The organism is Colwellia sp. MB02u-10 (assembly GCF_014077185.1).
Taxonomy (GTDB): Bacteria; Pseudomonadota; Gammaproteobacteria; order Enterobacterales; family Alteromonadaceae; genus Cognaticolwellia.
In genome coordinates, this window is record NZ_JACGVK010000114.1 from 1 (window position 1) to 16,727 (window position 16,727).

The 16,727-nt window shown below is 39.8% G+C and carries 14 protein-coding genes; 8 read left to right on the plus strand and 6 right to left on the minus strand.

Translation table 11 applies throughout. The annotated features are described in order from the left end of the window. Positions 1-456: 456 nt before the first annotated feature. The 4 genes from H4J59_RS08325 to H4J59_RS08340 form a co-directional block, all read right to left on the minus strand. Positions 457-1,881, minus strand: coding sequence for an OmpA family protein (locus H4J59_RS08325; protein ID WP_182238465.1), 1,425 nt, complete (start codon positions 1,879-1,881; stop codon positions 457-459). Between the two features lie 296 nt (positions 1,882-2,177). Then, complete coding sequence (locus H4J59_RS08330) at positions 2,178-2,846, minus strand: response regulator transcription factor (protein WP_182238467.1); 669 nt, start codon at positions 2,844-2,846, stop codon at positions 2,178-2,180. 190 nt (positions 2,847-3,036) lie between these two features. Then, entirely contained in the window at positions 3,037-5,310 is a 2,274-nt protein-coding gene (locus H4J59_RS08335) for a TonB-dependent receptor (RefSeq protein WP_182238469.1), read from the minus strand. Positions 5,311-5,525: 215 nt separating this feature from the next. Then, on the minus strand, positions 5,526-6,446 hold the full coding sequence (locus H4J59_RS08340) for a PHB depolymerase family esterase (RefSeq protein WP_182238471.1): 921 nt from the start codon (positions 6,444-6,446) through the stop codon (positions 5,526-5,528). 346 nt (positions 6,447-6,792) lie between these two features. On the opposite strand from H4J59_RS08340, the gene H4J59_RS08345 reads away from it, so the two are divergent. The 7 genes from H4J59_RS08345 (at position 6,793) to H4J59_RS08375 (ending at position 13,808) form a co-directional block, all read left to right on the plus strand. Then, positions 6,793-7,137, plus strand: coding sequence for a hypothetical protein (locus H4J59_RS08345; protein ID WP_182185276.1), 345 nt, complete (start codon positions 6,793-6,795; stop codon positions 7,135-7,137). 342 nt (positions 7,138-7,479) lie between these two features. After that, positions 7,480-8,010, plus strand: a complete 531-nt coding sequence (locus H4J59_RS08350; RefSeq protein ID WP_182238472.1) for an RNA polymerase sigma factor — start codon at positions 7,480-7,482, stop codon at positions 8,008-8,010. Further along, the gene (locus tag H4J59_RS08355) at positions 8,007-8,705 is read left to right on the plus strand and encodes an anti-sigma factor domain-containing protein (RefSeq protein WP_182238474.1); all 699 of its coding nucleotides are present in this window, start codon (positions 8,007-8,009) and stop codon (positions 8,703-8,705) included. The genes H4J59_RS08350 and H4J59_RS08355 overlap by 4 nt, the downstream gene beginning before the upstream one ends. A 665-nt stretch (positions 8,706-9,370) precedes the next feature. Continuing rightward, positions 9,371-10,924: a DUF4331 domain-containing protein gene (locus H4J59_RS08360; protein WP_404852013.1), complete on the plus strand. Its 1,554-nt coding sequence runs from the start codon at positions 9,371-9,373 to the stop codon at positions 10,922-10,924. A gap of 11 nt (positions 10,925-10,935) precedes the next feature. Continuing rightward, complete coding sequence (locus H4J59_RS08365) at positions 10,936-11,478, plus strand: Ig-like domain-containing protein (RefSeq protein WP_182238478.1); 543 nt, start codon at positions 10,936-10,938, stop codon at positions 11,476-11,478. A 36-nt stretch (positions 11,479-11,514) separates the two neighbouring features. Beyond that, positions 11,515-12,651 (plus strand): lipopolysaccharide assembly protein LapB, encoded by a 1,137-nt coding sequence (locus tag H4J59_RS08370; protein WP_220469769.1) that lies wholly within the window; start codon positions 11,515-11,517, stop codon positions 12,649-12,651. 47 nt (positions 12,652-12,698) lie between these two features. Continuing rightward, positions 12,699-13,808 carry a HupE/UreJ family protein gene (locus H4J59_RS08375; protein ID WP_182238482.1) on the plus strand — a complete coding sequence of 370 codons (1,110 nt, stop codon included), beginning with the start codon at positions 12,699-12,701 and terminating at the stop codon, positions 13,806-13,808. A 188-nt stretch (positions 13,809-13,996) separates the two neighbouring features. On the opposite strand, the gene fur is transcribed toward H4J59_RS08375, so the two are convergent. Beyond that, positions 13,997-14,440: a ferric iron uptake transcriptional regulator gene (gene fur, locus H4J59_RS08380; RefSeq protein ID WP_182238484.1), complete on the minus strand. Its 444-nt coding sequence runs from the start codon at positions 14,438-14,440 to the stop codon at positions 13,997-13,999. Between the two features lie 211 nt (positions 14,441-14,651). Between fur and H4J59_RS08385 the strand changes: the two genes are divergently transcribed. Continuing rightward, positions 14,652-15,107, plus strand: a complete 456-nt coding sequence (locus tag H4J59_RS08385; RefSeq protein WP_182238486.1) for a DUF4442 domain-containing protein — start codon at positions 14,652-14,654, stop codon at positions 15,105-15,107. A 205-nt stretch (positions 15,108-15,312) separates the two neighbouring features. On the opposite strand, the gene hflX is transcribed toward H4J59_RS08385, so the two are convergent. After that, complete coding sequence (gene hflX / locus H4J59_RS08390; protein ID WP_182238488.1) at positions 15,313-16,677, minus strand: GTPase HflX; 1,365 nt, start codon at positions 16,675-16,677, stop codon at positions 15,313-15,315. Positions 16,678-16,727: the final 50 nt, after the last annotated feature.

Here is a 16,727-nt window from a genome sequence, read left to right on the forward strand (position 1 = left end):
TTAATAATGTCTAGGGCTTGTGATACTTGCATAAAAATAAAGGCTTCTAAGTAAACTTAGAAGCCTTTATACAGGGTCTAGATGATCGTTCAACCGATCTGTTTTAGCTTAAATGATCGGCATTACTGCTATTGCCTAGCGTATATTTGGTACTAAAAAGAAAAGGGCAAAGTTAGTTCGCCTCAAGATTAATCATCTTGCTGTACTTTGTTTTAAGGGCATATTTCTGCATGCGTTGAAAGATGAACTCAGTCACAAAAACTATTTCAATTAACTATTTATTTTAGATGTTATGTTTTTAGGTAACTATTATTTTGAGGTTATTATGATTTTTAGGTAACTATGATTATTCAAATAACTAGCGTTCGAATAACTAGCGTTTAAATAATCAGTGTTCAAATAAGAAAAGCCTGCTTAATAGTATTAAGCAGGCTTTTATCGCGGGTCTAATTAATATTAATCATTAATGATTAATATCTCTACTCGTCTGTTTTCAGCGCGACCTTCCGGGGTTTCATTTGATGCCACAGGTTTGTTTTTACCAAAGCCACTAGAATCTACTTTATCTTCGGGAATAAGGCCCACTTGGGTAATGAAATTAGCAACAGTTTGGGCGCGTGCTTGCGACAGCGCCATATTCAACTCCTCGCTACCAAGGTTATCGGTATGTCCTGAAACCATAATGTTAGCACCAGGGAAATTCTTAATGGCTTCAATAATCTTATTCAGTAAAACAAAATTACTCGACTCTATTTCACTACTACCTGATTTAAACGCAAAGCCTTGGGCGCGAATAAGTACATTGTTTAACTGACGATATACATTGGCCTCTTCAGGGCTATACATTGACTGTACTCTAGAGAATCTTTCATCATCCGCTCTTTTTTGCGCCTGTGCCTGCTCATATTCCATCTTAGCTTCTGCTTTATCTTTTGCTAACTGAGTTTGTTTTGTTTCAGCAGATTCCATCCCCGTTAACAAGATTTTACGCTCTTCAACAACGTTTGCTACTGCTGCACTTAGATTATTCACCACTTCTTTGTTTGGCCGGTTGAAGCCAACATCAGTATCAATAGATTTAACGACTTGGCTCAGTTGATCTTGATACCAAAGAATTCTTTGTTCTGCATCAAAATTGGCATTTTTAAAGGCCGTTTCAATATTGACTATGCCCTTAGCCTTTTGTACCAACCATATTGCTCGGTTAGAATGCACGTTGGCTTTTTGAGTATCAGTCCGATCGGCTTCTATTGTCGCTAAAGCAAGACGGTATTCATCTTCTGCCATCGCCATAGTGCTTGGTGCTATATCAGCTACATCATTTTTCTTGGCGTTAGTTAGCGCTTGTTCAGCAACACTGAGCATATTACGCTTTAATGAATTTAGCTCTATGTCTAAATATTGATTGCGCAAGGCATTGATATCGCGTGTGGCTTTTTCATCCTCTCCAACTTCAAGTAAGGCTAATACTTTTGCCAGTTCTGATTCAGCTTTTTTAAAAGCAGCGGGCGCAGCTGAGCTAGCATTGACATTTATCGCTCGGTCTCGGGCATTGAAAACCTCCTCAAAAACATATTTTGCTTTTACGGCTTGTTTCTTCGCCGTTTCAATACGTGCTATAACTTCGCTGGCACTATCATTTACTTTTGGGCTACTATTTTGAGCTTGTTCAAGTGCGTTTTGATAAATATTTTTGGCATTTTTCAATTGTACGGGCGAGTAGAGTGCTAAGTTTTCACGCTCGGCGGCCTCAATGCTGGTTTTAGCCTGAGCCAATGTCGGGTGTTGTACTAACAGTTCCTGCTCAGACATTAGTGTTTGTGTAGCACAACCACTTAAGATGGTGATAAGTAAGGCTACCGCTGTATATTTTACTTTCATGTCATTATCCTTTTAACAGTGAATTTATTGAAGCGCTTATCTTGCGCTAAGTAACTAATAAAATTTGCTAAACTTCAACTTTGGCTCACCCGCTACAATATGAGTGTAAACTCGTTCAATTTACAGCCAAGTGGCAGGTGTTATTATTTCCTTATGCTGTCTGTTTTATCTAGATTAACATTAGCACCGCTAGAGATTTAAACCAGTAACTATCACCCAAAAAGCATGAAAATTTTGAGAAAAACTTTGTTGTTAAACGGGATGGTTTTATAAGCTTTGCCGTTGTTTTAGGGAGATTAAGACACATTCAAATGCTGTGAAGGGCTTAGCATGAGTTGCTGATAGGCTAAGCCCGCTAATGTGCGGTTGTTTACTTCTAATTTTAATAATATCGCTGAAACATGCTTTTTAACCGTAGTTTCTTTGATGTCGAGATCATAGGCAATTTGCTTATTTAACTGACCATCGGCTATTTGGGTTAATACTATGTATTGCTGAGGGGTGAGTTGGCTTAATTGTTTGGCCAGTTTCTGGTGCGCTAAATCTATTTTTTGGTCGGCATTAAATTCGATATTTTTTGGTAACCAAATCCCCCCGGCTAAAACGCTATCAATGGCTTGTGCTATGGTGGCTAAATCAGCTGATTTAGGAATAAATGCCGCTGCGCCAAAGTTAATTGCTTTTTGCATAGTTTCAGAATTGTCGTCTGACGAGACCATGATTACGACAATATCGGGAAAATGGTTTTGCAGTTGGGTTAAGCCGGTAAAACCATCATTACCTGGCATATGTAAATCTAGAAAAACGATTTCTAAGCTGTTGTTAAGGGTAACCGCTTTGAGTAGATCGTCAAAGTTGTCTACTTCTAAGCTTTCGTGATCCTCAATACATTCGACTATGGCTTGTTTTAATGCGGTGCGAAACAAGGGGTGATCGTCGGCGATAATTACTTTTGCTTGATTCATTACAGCAGCCTTTTATATGATGACAACACTAGGAGGTCGCCCAATACACTGAAAATAATGGGCGTATTATCAAGTCTATTCGCTTTATTCCCTCAGCGGGAACTAATTTAACAGACGGCTTAATTTTTTCTTATTAAAAAAAGCGCCAGTAAAAACCAGCGCTTGCTATGCGTTGAAAATAGCATGATTTTTAGAAACTATAACCTATGGTCAATGCAAGGGTTTCAGGATCCCCGTAATAACCAATCAGTGTCGTATCTCCACCTAAACCAGGTTGATAACTGCCATCATTATTTTGTGCGCCTAAGAAGGCGTAGTTACCGACTAAGTATTCTTCGTCGGTAATATTTTTCCAATGCAGTGCTGCAGTCCAGTCACCGTCATTGCTATACCAATTAACGCCAAAGTTAAGTAGACCATAGCCGTCTTGAGTTAATAGGTTTTCGGTAACGTTTAAGTCATACTCACTACGGTAATAGTAGTTACTATTAACAACAAAACTACCAACCGATGTGTCGATATTATAAGCAAAACCAAGGTTAGCGGTAGTTTCAGGCGTATTAGTAATAGTGAAGCTATCGCTAATATCTATCTGGTTACCGTCATTGTCAAATGATGTTACTTCGTCAAAAGATGAGTCAATCAAGCCTAAACTGGCAAAAATATTTAAATTATCTGTGGCGGCATATTCAATTTCTAATTCTAAACCTGATGCCGTCGAGGTACCTATATTACCTAAACGTTGACTCAATGCACTGTTGTCTGCTGTGGGTAATACCGTAACAAATTGTCGGTCTTTATGATCAAGATAGAAGGCTGTCGCATTAACCCTTAAATTATTATTCCACTCACTTTTCAGGCCAACTTCAAATGAATCTACCACTTCTGGATCTACCGCTGGCTCTGGACCACTGGCTCTTGGATTAAAAGTGCCTGATTTAAAGCCTTGTGAATAACTGGCAAAAAACATCATGTCGTCTGAGTATTGATACTCTGCGCCTACACGCGGGGTAAAGCGCGACCAATCTTCTTTATCATTAAGCACTTCAGGGAATTGAACATTACCACGTTCATAACCGGGTACCCAGCCACTTTCTGGATAAACTGTTTCAAATACCACACCATTACTAACGTTAGCTATTTTTTCTTCTTTGGTATAACGCGCACCTAAGGTCATGGAGAATTTATCGGTAATACTGTACGAACCTTGAGCATAAACAGCATAGCTTTCACTGTTATTACAACCCGTTACTTCTCGAGTTAGCCCAGGTAAAGCCAAAGACTTGCCAAAACTCTCTAAAATAGCATCGAACTGGCCACATGACTCACCATCAAAGTAGTACAGACCAGAGACAAAGTTTAAATTATCTGAGTTATAGTTTAGCTGAAATTCTTGCGTAAATTGTTCATCATCATAAATGGCGGGTACATCGAAAATACGTTCGGCGGTATTATCAAAATCAATATTTGTTTTTGAATAATTATCACGGCTTGAGGTGATTGATTTAACCGACCAAGTATCATTGATCATATATTCAGCTGTTAGGCTAAAGCCTTCTGACTCAACACTATTCCACGTAGGCATACTGGTGTAAGAATCATAAACACTATTGGGTACTGGCGCATCAGTCACTATGCTTGGCAGTAAACGATAACCGCCTTTTGCATTTGAGTCGTCGGAGGTTTTATCGTAATTAAAACGTAAGAATAAATCCTCTGTCGGTTCGAACTCAATGGTAAGTCGACCAGCAAAAATATCTTTATTATAGTTCTCTAAGCTTTGACCCGGTAAGGCAGATTGTAAAAACTCCCCATAACCACCTCTTTTTAGGTCAGCCAAAGCAAAGCCAACATATAATTTATCAGCTATTACTGGAATTTTACCCGCAACTTTATAATCTTTACGATCGTAAGTACCAAAGGTTCCTGTAAGATCAAGTTCTACATCGCCAGACATTTTTTTAGTGACATATTTAATCGCACCACCAATGGTATTTTTACCATATAAACTACCTTGAGGACCTCGTAATACTTCAATACGTTCAACATCAAGAATATCTAATACGGCTCCCTGTGGACGGGCAATATAAACATCATCAATATAAATGCCGACACCAGGTTCATAGCCCCAAAGTGGATCATCTTGACCAACACCACGAATAAAAGCCGTTAAGGTTGAGTTAGTACCACGACTGGCCTGTAAAGTCGTATTCGGTGAGAACTGTTGAACTTCTGTCATCACACTAATGCCATTTTGTGCTAATTGTTCAGCGCCAATAGAAGTGATTGCGACAGGTACAGATTGTAAACTTTCCAATGATTTTCGAGCGGTGACTTCAATCCGCTCCAATGTTGGATCATTGTTTAGCTGTTCATTCGCTTCTGCGGCCAAGATGCTTTGACTGGTCAGTGCGGCTGAAATGGTGATGGCCAAAACACTTAGCCTTAGGTTGTAATGCTTCATAATATTTCCCTGTGTTTTAAATCTAATCAATCGCTAATTTGCGCGGTTTTTATTTCTTCATTAGTGTGCTTAAAACTTTATAGTAAATTTGCCAGAAGACAATTTGTACTATAGTAGTATGTCGTCAGTATTCGTTTTTAAGTGACTGTAATTAAAGCTGTTAAATATAATTTTATTTATTGCTATAGCGTGGTTTTAGCGAAATAGCTAATAATTTATATCTCCCAAGCTTCGAGTAAGTGCAATACGGTGCTAATAGAGGTGTTAATGACAAACGGTGCTTCACTGCCGCCATCAATTTTCTGTGGCGCTACCGCAATGCCATGGCCCATATTTTCAATCTCAATGAGTTCGACATTCACTTGCTTGTTCTGCCCTTGCCATTGGCTAATTTTATAGCCCAGGTGCTTTGAGATAATGGGATTTTTTGACGACTGAGTTAACTCGGCCCAATGGATAGCAAGTTGTTGTGAATTTTTTGGGTTAACAATTATGTCTTGAGAGCCGGTCCAAATTGACAGCGTAGGCCAATGGTCTGCTGAGCTATTTATTTGATGCACTAATTGGGTTAATTGCTCAGGGTTTTGTGAGGGGCCGCTGCGCATGCAGGCAATAGCCGTGGTTAAATTATGGGCGCAAGGGTAGGGTATGCCAGCAATAATGGCACCGGCAGTAAATAGCTGTGGGTAATTAACTAACATCGAACTTGCCATCGCACCACCGGCTGACAATCCTATAATATAAATTTTGTTAAAATGATGTTCAGCATTAACGCTCGTGATCATGTTTTTTATTGACAGGCTTTCACCTTGGTTTTGCTCTATATCTTGTGAAGAAAACCAATTGAAGCAGCCTTGAATATTATTGTCTTGGCTTTGCTGTGGAATAAGTAGCGAAAATTGTTTTTTGTCTGCTAAAGCCATTAAGCCACTTTGCTGTGCGAGCACTTGCCCTTGTTGAGCACAACCGTGTAACAAAACAATAAGGTTTTTATTGTCTTTAGCGCCTTGAAAATAACTGGCGCTTAGCTCACCAGGATTAAGGCCAAATCCAATTAATGCCGTTGGCTTAGCTAGGCTGCTAGCACTTAACAAGCTGATGGCAATGATGATAAACATCGATAAATATTTAGTCATGTTAAATTTCCTCCATAGTAAAAAATCAAAAATCAAAAATCAAAGCTTACAATTAAGAGGCCAATAAAATCATTTCAGCTTAGCAGCATGGCTTATAAAACCAAGTTGTAAAATGCTACTTTAGGTCCAGAAAAAGAGCTGATAATTATGGTTAATAATAAAACTAGTGGTTTGAGTCTGCGGGCAAAAACGTTAAGCTGTCGAGATAATCACACTAGGTTATGACTGTGTGGTTAATCACATGAATCTAATATGAATGTGGCATGAACGTGATATGAAGGTGACAAGAAAGTTAAGTGAAATTTTATTAAAGTGACATTAAAACTAAGTTAAAGAGGCATAAAGTATGACAGTTAAAAAGTTGGCGCAGCGTTTGTTTATTATCAAGCCATTATTAAATTTTGCCTTTGTTGCCTGCCTGGTGTTTATTGTGATTTTATTTCTTAATGGCTCGATTGCTGAGCAAAATAGCTATGGTGTACCGAGTTTGTTATTAGCCACATGGAGCTTGTTATTAAGTGCGATATTAGGTTTATTAGTTAATACGCCAAATATTGACGATATGCCCAAAGGTTGGTTTGCCCGGATGAAACATTGGCTAGCAAAAAGTATATTTAAATTGGCCGCAATCGTTTTCATTTTTATCAGCTTAGCACTGCTCTATGTAACGATAAAACTGTTGAGTGTGTGAGATTTAATAAGCTATTTATTATGATGAACCTACCTACCTAGCACTTACCCATCAAGCCCTCTGCTAAAGCGACTTACTGATGTTCAATTTAATATCAACAGTTACTCGTGCAATAATTGTTGGTGAATACTGAACAGTTTTGTCATAAATTTAGCCAGATAATAGCCTTATGTAATAGCCCTATTTAATCGGGTTTATTTATTTTTAAATCGGGAGTTTTTAGCTTGTTTTAAAAGGAATTTCTCGGTTGAGGCTAAATGGAGTTGTAGGTAAATCATCATCAGTTAGTATACTATCTTTGCTTGTCAGTAAATTATTCCTTCAGAAAAAGAGCAATAAATAATGGAACATGAACAGCACCTAGCCTTACTTGGCGCTATAGCTCAAGGCGATAAAAAGGCGTTTTCAGCACTTTACCAAACCACTAGTAAACAACTTTATGCGGTTAGCTTAAAAATGTTAGCTCGTAAAGAATTAGCTGAAGAAGCTTTGCAAGAGGCTTATGTGCGTATTTGGCATAACGCATCAGAATATCGAGTGGGCAAGGGCACAGTGTTGACTTGGATGATCAGCATAGTACGTTATCGGGCGCTAGATATTTTGCGCTATAACAAAATTAGAAAGGAAGATGAATTCATTGAGCCAGACAGCGTTGATCTAGATACGCCCGAGAAAAACCATGATATAGAGCAGCTGTTACTAGACAAATGCTTACAAAAACTTGATCTTCAACAACGTCAGGCTATTTATTTGGCCTACTTCAATGGCTGCTCCCATCAGGAGGTGGTTAAACACCTAAATAATCCTTTGGGTACTGTTAAAAGCTGGATAAGACGCGGTCTTACGAGTTTACAAAGTTGCTTAACCTCATGAATTATTTATCTGAAAACCTCAAAAATGCCCTAGCGGCAGAATACGTATTAGGTACCTTGCGCGGACCTGCTCGTCAGCGCTTTCAAAAATTAATGATGCAATATCCACCGATCAGCGAGGCAACCCACACTTGGGAGCAGCAGCTAAATGGCTTAGGAGAAAAAATTCCACCCGTGACACCTGATGCTTCAGTTTGGCTGCGCATCGAACAGCAGCTAGGGTTTGTTACTGAACCAGAAAAAAATAATATTGTGTCGATAACCAAGGCCAAGCCAAAGGTTTGGCAAAGCATCGCGGGTTTAGCGTCAGCGGCTGCCTTGGTGCTAGCGGTATTATTAGTCAATGTTGAACCCATATCAGCACCTGATGCTCAGCAACTCGCTTTGGTCAATAATGAACAAACTGAGCTGCTATGGGCACTAGAAATTGGCAAAGACACTATTGATATTCAAGCGACTAAAACCTTAGTGGCGCAGGCCAATGCGGATTATCAATTATGGATAGTACCAGCAGATGGCACAGCGCCTATTTCTTTAGGCTTATTACCTAAAACGGGTAAATTGACCTTAAGTAAACCTCAGTTGTTTGATCAAATTGAAATTGCTGCTTTGGCGGTGAGTTTAGAGCCGCTAGGTGGCTCGCCTAATGGTTCACCTACTACCGTGCTATATACCTCTAAATTGGTTACGCTTTAGTTTATTAATCAGCGCTAATGAGTTTTACACCTAGCGCATGATTTGTGCTAAATAAGATGATAAGCGAAACGCAAGTTTCGCTTTTTTTTTAATTTTTTGTTATTACCCTGAATTAAATCTACCCATTGGCAGTCTGTTATTAGTGTGCTGTATAAATTGTCAAAAATTAAAAATATTGAGCGGGATTACAGCATAAGTTTAACTAGCTGGTACAAGTTGTGTAAGCCGCATAAGTTGAAAGCTCACCTAATCATAAAAGCACAAATGTATATAGTGTCATTGAGAGCTAGCTTTAAATCAGCTTGTGTTAATTAATATGTATAGGTTGGATGAACAACATAATAAATAAAACAGCACAAAAGTATAAAAGTATAAAACTATAGTGATGCTGCGGTAAATAAGAGCGCTATATAAGCTATGACACGCTTTTAATAGGGTAGGTAAATATGACCTATTAGCGTATTTAAGATGATTAATCTAGCGTGTTTAAGCTGATTAATCACTTGGAAAAATAATTAATTTAAAAAAAATGACTTTTTTGCATCCAATACTTAATTTCAAACGTTTAATTATATGAAGTCTAAAAAAAGTACGATTAATAATCATAAAATTAAAAAGGAAACGTCATGAAAAAATATAAATTAACCCTTATTGCCTCGATAATTATGAGTGCAACCTTGTCTCAAGCGGTTACAGCATCAAGTCATCGTGAAGCACCTAATGTAACGCGCATGCCGACAATAGATTCAACAGATTTTTATTCCTTCAATAGTTACGAAGCAGGACGTGGCGATTACGTCACCCTAATTGCGAATTATATTCCTTTACAAGATGCCTATGGTGGACCTAACTATTTCGCAATGGATCCTGCTGCGACTTATGACATACATATCGACAGCGATGGCGATGCCGTTGAAGATATTACTTTTAGTTTTAATTTTAGTCAGATGCTAGGCAATGACAATGCGGGTATTGCCTTGATGGTAGGTCCAGAAGGTGAACAAATATCTGTTGGTGTACCGCTTAAGAATGTGGGTAAGATCACGGCGGATAATCAGGGGGCAGCAAATTTTTCTGAAAAATACACGGTTAAAATGACTTCAGGCCCGATGCGCACCGGCACTACGGTTGATGTTACTAATATGGACACAGGTGGCACAAGTTTTCGCAAACCACTAGATTATATTGGTACTAAATCATTTGGCAGCGCCGCAGAGTATAAAACTTACGCCGATAGCTTTGTTTACTCAGCAACTATTCCTGGATGTGACGTCCCAGCTAAAGTGTTCGTTGGTCAGCGTAAAGATGCATTTACTGTTAATTTGGGTAAGGTATTCGATTTAGTCAACTTTGTGCCTGTTGAAGGTGACAGTGTTCGTGGTAATGGCGATGGAGAAGGTTTTCCAGACGGTATTACTCAGTCATCAATGAATGATGATTTAGCTGATAAAAACGTCACCAGTATTGCTATTGAAGTACCAACAGCTTGTTTAATTGGCGAAGGTAATGGTGTTATTGGTAGCTGGACTAGCGCAAGTTTGCCGCAAGCAAGAATTTTGAATCCTAATGCGAGTTTTGATAGCACTGAAGTGAACGGTGGTGCAATGACTCAGGTTTCACGTTTGGGTTCACCGTTAGTCAACGAGTTGGTTATCGGCTTAGCAGATAAAGACAAGTTTTCTAGTTCACATCCCAGTAATGATGGTCAGTTTATCAATTATGTCACACACCCAACATTACCAGAGCTACTGAATATTCTGTTTAAAGATGCGGTAAACACTAGACTGGGCACTGAGTTAGAAACACTGGCACCAACAAACTTTCCACGAACTGATTTAATCGCGGCATTTTTGACTGGTGTTGCAGGTGTTAACCAGCAATCAATCGTTACAGGGTCTGAAATGTTGCGCTTAAATACCGGTATTCCTGCCAAGCCAGTTAGTGAGCAATCTGCATTCGGCGTAGCTGGAAACGATTTAGCTGGTTTTCCAAACGGTCGTCGTCCAGGTGATGACGTAGTTGATATTGCACTTCGTGTAGTCATGGGTGCTTTATGTCATGACATTCCAGTGAATGGTGAGCCGACCAACTTAGGCTTTTGTATGCCAGAAGATGCTAGTGTTGGTAATGCCGCCTTTACTGATGGCGCACCTAGCGATGCATCTATGACAGGTACTAGCTTCCCATATTTAGCTATGCCGTTACCCGGTTCTGAATAAGGAGCACTTTAATGCAATATAATAAACGCAACATAGCATCGCCTATTATCGCAGCACCTAAACTTAAGGTGATAGCGTTAAGTTTAGCGACCACTCTGGTACTTGCCGGCTGTAATGATGGTTATCAAGCGCCAAGCGCGCCAGCCAATGCGGCACCTACTATCATAACGGTGGATTTGATTACTCAAACAGAAACGCCGATCACCGATATGTTAAGTGCAGCTGACGCAGATGGCGACGCTTTAAGCTTTAGCCTTGATCAACAGGCAATGTTAGGTGTGGTTACTGTTAGCGGCAACGGTGGATTTACTTACCAGCCAAATAACGAAGTAACCGGTAGTGACAGCTTTACTTTTTCGGTAACTGACGGCGTAAATACCGCGGTTACTGGTACAGTTAACATTACTATTGAAGCGCTGACCGTATCTTTTAACAGCACGAGTCGTGCAGCCTTTAATCAGCAATCTAATGATAAACCTTTGGCCGTAAATGGTCGTGCGTTTACTCAAGATGTTGAGGATCCAACGGCATACGACGACTTGCTTCCACAGTAACATCGAGCTTGACTGCGCCAAGGAAGGCGCCCTTTTATGGATAATAATATGCCAATACTAATTTATTTGCGACGTTACACCAGCTACTTTTTAGCCTTGGTTTTTATGACTAGCGCACACCTTGGATATTCAGCAAGTTATGTACCCCAATCAGACCAAAGTATCGTTGCCAGTTGGACGGTGCCTCAACCCGCAGCACAACCAAAAGTGTTTATTGCGCAACTGATCAGTGACGCGAGTAAACCAGGTTTAGCCAGTCGCTATTATGGCCGCACCAGCGCATTACTTAAGCCCTTACTGTTAGCGGCGCCTAATGATCTAGAGTTACAATTTTATTCAGCGACGGTATTGCAGCACTATCATGAGTTTGATCAGGCACAACAACTGCTTTCTCAGATACTTGATCTTCAGCCTGATCATGTCGGCGCTTGGTTAATGAAAGCCAATATTCACATGGTTCAAGGTGATTTAGTGGCGGCTAAACGCGCTTGTTTACAAGTGTTGGGGCAGGGCAGTCTTTTGCTAAGCACAGCTTGTGTACTGGAAGTTAATGCTGAACAAGGACAAGTTGCCCAGAGCTATCAGCAACTACAACGCGTGGTTAATATGGCGGGTAACATTCCACGTGAACAGCATGTGTGGCTTAAACAAATTTTGGCTGATCTTGCCCAACGCCAGCAGTTACCAGAGCAGGCAATTCAGCATTTGTCAGATTTTCCTTTAGCACAAGCGCCCGTGAGTTATTTGGCGTTATGGGCTGATATTCATTTGGAGCAACAACAAGGTCACATTGTATTAGATAAGTTAGGGCCAATTGTATTGGCCAGTGACAGTTTTGATGATGCATTATTACTGCGTTTAGCTTTGGCAGAGCAAGCAGATAATTCAGCTAGAAATTTAGCCAGTAGCTCAGCTAGTAATTCAACCAGTAATTTAGACAAAAAAGTGTGGCAACAGCGACTAAGCCAGCGCATTGAAATACGCTTGCAGCGCAATGACACAGCCCATGCCGCCGACATTGCCCGTTATTATTTAGATATTGCACCTGATGCTATTAAAGCGCTGCACTGGGCAAAAATTAACTGGCAACAAGCTAAATTAGGCCCAGATAAACGTTTACTTGACCGCGCAATGGCAAAACAAAATTCGTCTAAAAGCGCAACGCAGGCATAAGCCATCAACATTATTCCCATTAAGTCATAACAGTAGTGAGATCAAATATGCAACAGTGGTTAAAAATAGGCTTAATCGGACTGTCGTTCTTATTAGCGAATACTGTGGCGGCTCATCAGTTGAGCACCAGTTATATTATTGCCGAAATTGATGACACGGGTCGCATTAATGGCGAATGGCAATTGAGTTTAACTGATTTGGAATTGGCTGTGGGTTTAGATCTCAATGCTAACGGTGAGTTAACCTGGGGAGAAGTAAAAAGTCGCCAAGCTGAGATCGCCAGTTATTTAGCAGAAAATTTATTACTAAATCGTGACAAGCTTACATGTAACCTGCATTTTGACCTTGTAGAGCGATTACAAGATCATGCTAACGAAGCCTTTGCTGTGACTGACTTTTCAGGGCAATGTGCTATTAGTGGGCCATTAAATATAAAATATAGTGCGATATTTGCTTTAGATAGTAGCCATGAAATGGTGCTAAACATTGGTGATGGCAGCAATATGCACAGCTTTGTTTTGGATGATAACACCAGACAAATAGTGATAGATTTACGTGAGGGAAGTTGGCAGACCACCTTTAAGCAGTTTGTCTATCAAGGCATTATTCATATTTGGATCGGCATTGATCATATTCTATTCTTGTTAGCACTATTGTTGCCGGCGGTACTAGAACGTAAAAACAAGCAGTGGCAAGCTATTACCAGTGTTAACGTTATTTTGACTAATACAGTATGGATTATTAGCGCATTTACTTTAGCCCATTCGCTGACATTAACCGCAACCGCTTTAGGCTGGTTAAACCCAAGTAGTCGTTGGGTGGAGCTTGGCATTGCTTTATCCGTTTTATTTGCTGCCCTGAATAATATTTGGCCTCTAGTACTACGTTTAGCTTGGTTAACCTTTGCTTTTGGTTTGTTACACGGTATGGGATTTGCTGGCGTATTAAGCGAGTTAGGTTTACCTGCTGATCAACAATTGCTGAGTATATTAGCCTTTAATCTTGGCGTTGAAATCGGTCAGTTAGCTATATTAGCTATTTTATTACCGGTATTAATTTTATTGCGCAAGAGCAAACTCTATAGCAAAGGTGTGATGCCGATAGGTTCTTTATTCATTGCCTTGATGGCGGTGCAATGGAGTATTGAGCGTTGGTGAGTTTGATTAGCGTTTAGCTGCGCTACGTTAGCTGGATGTTAGCTTAGGTAGTAGCGGTTTAACGACAGTGTATTCTCACTAAGTGATCGATAAATTGAGTTATTATTATATATACCGCTTTTCTTGAAAATAAAAAGCCCTAGTTAACTTAATCACTAGGGCATTTTATTTGTTATTTTGTCTGCGCTTTAAGACTGCGCTTTACGATATTTCTCGCACGCTACTTCATCTTCACATTCGCCATACAAGTATAAACTGTGATTGGTCAATTTTACTTTATGAAATTTTGCCACGTCTTCTTGGCGCTGTTCGATTACATCGTCTTCAAATTCAATCACTTTACCGCAATTCAAGCACACTAAGTGATCATGGTGTTTCTTATGACTTAGTTCAAATACTGATTTACCACCTTCAAAATGATGACGAGTGACAATACCTGCATCATCAAATTGGTTTAATACGCGATATACTGTCGCCAAACCAATTTCTTCATTTTGCTCAAGCAAAAGTTTGTATACGTCTTCAGCACTGATGTGTTGGTTATTGGGGTTTTGTAAAATGGCCAAAATTTTAATGCGCGGCAGAGTAATTTTTAGTCCAGCTCTTTTTAGTTCTTCATTTTGTTCAGGCATTAATTTTGGTCTCTACATCTGCTTTAAATATAGGGAAAATTATAGGGGGTTATGAGCTTGGTTGAAAGGGCTAGTTGTAAATGATTGTCTGTTTTGTTGGTTTTATTGGCTTAAAACGTCATAATACTTTTCTGGTCTGATGAGTGTGATGTTATAAACCTTAGCCTTGATATCAGTACTCACGTTTTTATACCACTTTTGAGGAAAACCTATGTTTAAAAAAGCTTGGCAAATGAAATTATTACTAAATATCTGGCCACCATTTCTATTTACCGGCATTCGTGTTGTAGATGTTTCTGAGGATTTTCGTCAAGCCAAAGTGCGTTTAAAATTAAACATGTTTAACCAAAATGCGGTTGGTGTACATTTTGGTGGTTCGTTATATGCAATGACAGATCCCTTCTGCATGTTATTGGTAATGGCGCGATTGGGAAAAGATTATATCGTTTGGGATAAGTCAGCAGACATCGACTATATTAAACCCGGCAAGGGCACAGTAACCGCAGAATTTTTCATTACCGATGCTTTGATTGCCGATATTTTGACCCAGACCGCGCAAGGCGAGAAATACCTGCCTGAAATTCCGGTGTATGTAAAAGATGCGCAAGGCGAAATTGTCGCTAAGCTCAATAGAAAACTCTATATTCGCAGAAAAAAATCAGCGTAATAACGGCTGTAAAGTGGCTAATACTTAGGGTTGAAATTTTAATGATTTATGCTGATAAGTCGGCTAAGGTAAAGTAAGGCGTGAGCTTTATTTTGATTATGAGATAAAAAACGGGAACACATGGCTTAATGTGTTCCCGTGAGAAGCGTTAACTACTGTGCCGTTGATGCACTAGCATTTATGACTTAGACTGAAGACTTATGCTTTATGAGTCATCAGTTGATAAACCTAGCATGCTCTTTTTTAATCTTTCTAAATCAATCGCATTTGAACGTACGGTAAGTTTAATATGGCTGTACTCATATTCTTCTTTAATAACACTCATATTAGCACGAATTTCACCTATGATACCTTTAGCGGTATAGGGGATAATAACTTCGTCTTCAATCATCTCGTCCTGTGCAACGCCAACAATATATTTATGCAATTTACTGATATCAGCAGGATTACGGGTTGAAGTCATCATAGCATCAGGGAACTCTTCCATCAGCGCTTGTTGTTGCTCAAGGCTCAGTTGGTCTGATTTGTTGAGTACCAGTAATTTCTTACTGTCTTCAACACCCACTTCTTCTAATACGTCATGCACAACATCGAGTTGTGCACGAAATGAAGGATCGGCAGCATCAACCACATAGAGTAATAATGATGCATCATGAGCTTCTGCTAAAGTGGAATGAAATGAGGCGACTAAATCGTGTGGTAATTTTTTAATAAAACCGACAGTATCTGACACTAATATTCGTGGTTGAGTGATGGGATATAAGGCACGAACTGTAGTGTCAAGGGTAGCAAAAAGTTTGTTTTCACCTTCAACATCACTACCGGTAATGGCTCGCATCATCGATGACTTGCCGGCGTTGGTATAACCCACTAAAGCGACACAAAAAAGCTCAGAACGTTGGCTACGTCGGCCTTTCATTTCGTCTTGAACACTGACTAACTCACGCTTGAGTTCGGCTAATTGGTCGCGAACTGCACGGCGGTTTAGCTCTAGGGTGGTTTCGCCAGCGCCTTTACCCATTTGACGTTCTTTATCACCCGTTGATGTTTCACGAAGGCGCGGTGCAACATAATTAAGTCGAGCAATTTCAACTTGTAATTTTGCTGTTTTGGTCCGAGCATGGCGACTAAATATTTCAATAATAATGCCGGTACGGTCAAACACCTCTACGCCTAACTGATTCTCGACATTACGCAGCTGAGATGGGCTTAAATCACAATCAAATACCACCACATCAGCGCAGGCAAACGGCAGGTTATCCGACGGAACATTTACAGGGTTAAGGATAAATTCCGCTTCTTCTAAGTCTTCATCCTCTTCTAAGCCTTCAACCACACCCTTGTTACCGGTGAGTTGCGCTATTTCAGCTAGTTTTCCTAAACCGAGTACATTAACTTTTTGGGTAGAACTCAGCTTTTGCGATTGTGTGCCGACTACTTTAAAGCCTAAGGTAGTGACTAAACGGGCAAGCTCTGCAAGTGACTCGGTTGCTTCATCACCTTTAAAATTCGGTGTGCAAATAGAAATAAGTAACGCGTTAGTCAGTGATGCTTTTGCTGTTAGTTGCATAATTTTTTATGTTAGTGCACGTTAAGTGCAGCCCTAATTTATATCTAAAG

What these genes read in the sequence shown, in the direction of transcription:
- H4J59_RS08325 (WP_182238465.1), bottom strand. Translation starts at nt 1,881, where the DNA reads ATGAAAGTAAAATATACAGCGGTAGCCTTACTTATCACCATCTTAAGT.
- H4J59_RS08330 (WP_182238467.1), bottom strand. Translation starts at nt 2,846, where the DNA reads ATGAATCAAGCAAAAGTAATTATCGCCGACGATCACCCCTTGTTTCGC.
- H4J59_RS08335 (WP_182238469.1), bottom strand. Translation starts at nt 5,310, where the DNA reads ATGAAGCATTACAACCTAAGGCTAAGTGTTTTGGCCATCACCATTTCA.
- H4J59_RS08340 (WP_182238471.1), bottom strand. Translation starts at nt 6,446, where the DNA reads ATGACTAAATATTTATCGATGTTTATCATCATTGCCATCAGCTTGTTA.
- H4J59_RS08345 (WP_182185276.1), top strand. Translation starts at nt 6,793, where the DNA reads ATGACAGTTAAAAAGTTGGCGCAGCGTTTGTTTATTATCAAGCCATTA.
- H4J59_RS08350 (WP_182238472.1), top strand. Translation starts at nt 7,480, where the DNA reads ATGGAACATGAACAGCACCTAGCCTTACTTGGCGCTATAGCTCAAGGC.
- H4J59_RS08355 (WP_182238474.1), top strand. Translation starts at nt 8,007, where the DNA reads ATGAATTATTTATCTGAAAACCTCAAAAATGCCCTAGCGGCAGAATAC.
- H4J59_RS08360 (WP_404852013.1), top strand. Translation starts at nt 9,371, where the DNA reads ATGAGTGCAACCTTGTCTCAAGCGGTTACAGCATCAAGTCATCGTGAA.
- H4J59_RS08365 (WP_182238478.1), top strand. Translation starts at nt 10,936, where the DNA reads ATGCAATATAATAAACGCAACATAGCATCGCCTATTATCGCAGCACCT.
- H4J59_RS08370 (WP_220469769.1), top strand. Translation starts at nt 11,515, where the DNA reads ATGGATAATAATATGCCAATACTAATTTATTTGCGACGTTACACCAGC.
- H4J59_RS08375 (WP_182238482.1), top strand. Translation starts at nt 12,699, where the DNA reads ATGCAACAGTGGTTAAAAATAGGCTTAATCGGACTGTCGTTCTTATTA.
- fur (WP_182238484.1), bottom strand. Translation starts at nt 14,440, where the DNA reads ATGCCTGAACAAAATGAAGAACTAAAAAGAGCTGGACTAAAAATTACT.
- H4J59_RS08385 (WP_182238486.1), top strand. Translation starts at nt 14,652, where the DNA reads ATGTTTAAAAAAGCTTGGCAAATGAAATTATTACTAAATATCTGGCCA.
- hflX (WP_182238488.1), bottom strand. Translation starts at nt 16,677, where the DNA reads ATGCAACTAACAGCAAAAGCATCACTGACTAACGCGTTACTTATTTCT.